General features: G+C 52.0%; 2 rRNA genes (1 of these 2 only partly in view). Both read left to right on the top strand.

From position 1 onward, the window contains the following. Window positions 1-17 precede the first annotated feature (17 nt). Window positions 18-1,565: ribosomal RNA gene (locus KHA93_RS10740) — 16S ribosomal RNA — on the top strand. Between the two features lie 191 nt (window positions 1,566-1,756). After that, a 23S ribosomal RNA gene (locus KHA93_RS10735) occupies window positions 1,757-2,748 on the top strand (it continues 1,941 nt past the right edge of the window). Together the 16S and 23S rRNA genes form the textbook arrangement of a ribosomal RNA operon.

Raw genomic sequence — 2,748 nt, 5'->3', positions numbered from 1 at the left:
ATGAGCTAATCAACTACTTATATGAGAGTTTGATCCTGGCTCAGGACGAACGCTGGCGGCGTGCCTAATACATGCAAGTCGAGCGAATGGATGGGAGCTTGCTCCCTGAAGTTAGCGGCGGACGGGTGAGTAACACGTGGGCAACCTGCCTGTAAGACTGGGATAACTTCGGGAAACCGGAGCTAATACCGGATAACTTCTTTCCCCGCATGGGGAAAGGTTAAAAGACGGTTTTGCTGTCACTTACAGATGGGCCCGCGGCGCATTAGCTAGTTGGTGAGGTAACGGCTCACCAAGGCGACGATGCGTAGCCGACCTGAGAGGGTGATCGGCCACACTGGGACTGAGACACGGCCCAGACTCCTACGGGAGGCAGCAGTAGGGAATCTTCCGCAATGGACGAAAGTCTGACGGAGCAACGCCGCGTGAGTGAAGAAGGTTTTCGGATCGTAAAACTCTGTTGTCAGGGAAGAATAAGTACCGTCTAACTAACGGTACCGTGACGGTACCTGACCAGAAAGCCACGGCTAACTACGTGCCAGCAGCCGCGGTAATACGTAGGTGGCAAGCGTTGTCCGGAATTATTGGGCGTAAAGCGCGCGCAGGCGGTTTCTTAAGTCTGATGTGAAATCTCGCGGCTCAACCGTGAGCGGTCATTGGAAACTGGGAAACTTGAGTGCAGAAGAGAAGAGCGGAATTCCACGTGTAGCGGTGAAATGCGTAGAGATGTGGAGGAACACCAGTGGCGAAGGCGGCTCTTTGGTCTGTAACTGACGCTGAGGCGCGAAAGCGTGGGGAGCGAACAGGATTAGATACCCTGGTAGTCCACGCCGTAAACGATGAGTGCTAAGTGTTAGAGGGTTTCCGCCCTTTAGTGCTGCAGCTAACGCATTAAGCACTCCGCCTGGGGAGTACGGCCGCAAGGCTGAAACTCAAAGGAATTGACGGGGGCCCGCACAAGCGGTGGAGCATGTGGTTTAATTCGAAGCAACGCGAAGAACCTTACCAGGTCTTGACATCCTCTGACAACTCTAGAGATAGAGCGTTCCCCTTCGGGGGACAGAGTGACAGGTGGTGCATGGTTGTCGTCAGCTCGTGTCGTGAGATGTTGGGTTAAGTCCCGCAACGAGCGCAACCCTTGATCTTAGTTGCCAGCATTCAGTTGGGCACTCTAAGGTGACTGCCGGTGACAAACCGGAGGAAGGTGGGGATGACGTCAAATCATCATGCCCCTTATGACCTGGGCTACACACGTGCTACAATGGATGGTACAAAGGGCAGCAAAACCGCGAGGTCGAGCCAATCCCATAAAACCATTCTCAGTTCGGATTGCAGGCTGCAACTCGCCTGCATGAAGCCGGAATCGCTAGTAATCGCGGATCAGCATGCCGCGGTGAATACGTTCCCGGGCCTTGTACACACCGCCCGTCACACCACGAGAGTTTGTAACACCCGAAGTCGGTGGGGTAACCTTTTGGAGCCAGCCGCCGAAGGTGGGACAGATGATTGGGGTGAAGTCGTAACAAGGTAGCCGTATCGGAAGGTGCGGCTGGATCACCTCCTTTCTAAGGAATCTTGATCAGTCGAGTGCTGATCAGAAGACGTTTCGTTTCGTTCAGTTTTGAGAGGTTGAACTCTCAAAACATGGCTATCTTTTATAGAGGCCTGTTATTTGTTCCTTGAAAACCAGATAATAGAGAATAAACAAACCAAGAAACATCACCTTATGGAATCATCCATAAGAAACCTTTTTACTGATTAAGTTAGAAAGGGCGCACGGTGGATGCCTTGGCACTAGGAGCCGATGAAGGACGGGACTAACACCGATATGCTTCGGGGAGCTGTAAGCAAGCTTTGATCCGGAGATTTCCGAATGGGGAAACCCACTGCCCGTAATGGGGTAGTATCCATTTCTGAATACATAGGAAATGGAAGGCAGACCCGGGGAACTGAAACATCTAAGTACCCGGAGGAAGAGAAAGAAAAATCGATTTCCTGAGTAGCGGCGAGCGAAACGGAAAAAGCCCAAACCAAGAGGCTTGCCTCTTGGGGTTGTAGGACACTCAACATGGAGTTACAAAGGAACGGGGTAGTTGAAGCGATCTGGAAAGATCCGCCATAGAAGGTAACAGCCCTGTAGTCGAAACTTCGTTCCCTCCTGAGTGGATCCTGAGTACGGCGGGACACGTGAAATCCCGTCGGAAGCTGGGAGGACCATCTCCCAAGGCTAAATACTCCCTAGTGACCGATAGTGAACCAGTACCGTGAGGGAAAGGTGAAAAGCACCCCGGAAGGGGAGTGAAAAAGATCCTGAAACCGTGTGCCTACAAATAGTCAAAGCACATTCATGTGTGATGGCGTGCCTTTTGTAGAATGAACCGGCGAGTTACGATTTCATGCAAGGTTAAGTCGATGAGACGGAGCCGCAGCGAAAGCGAGTCTGAATAGGGCGTTTTGAGTATGAGGTCGTAGACCCGAAACCAGGTGATCTACCCATGTCCAGGGTGAAGGTAAGGTAACACTTACTGGAGGCCCGAACCCACGTACGTTGAAAAGTGCGGGGATGAGGTGTGGGTAGCGGTGAAATTCCAATCGAACCTGGAGATAGCTGGTTCTCTCCGAAATAGCTTTAGGGCTAGCCTCAAGGTAAAGAGTCTTGGAGGTAGAGCACTGTTTGGACTAGGGGCCCTCATCGGGTTACCGAATTCAGACAAACTCCGAATGCCAATGACTTGTCCTTGGGAGTCA

Source organism: Lederbergia citrisecunda, assembly GCF_018343695.1.
Taxonomy (GTDB): Bacteria; Bacillota; Bacilli; order Bacillales; family Bacillaceae_C; genus Lederbergia; species Lederbergia citrisecunda.
This window is presented reverse-complemented; position numbering and strand designations above follow the sequence as displayed.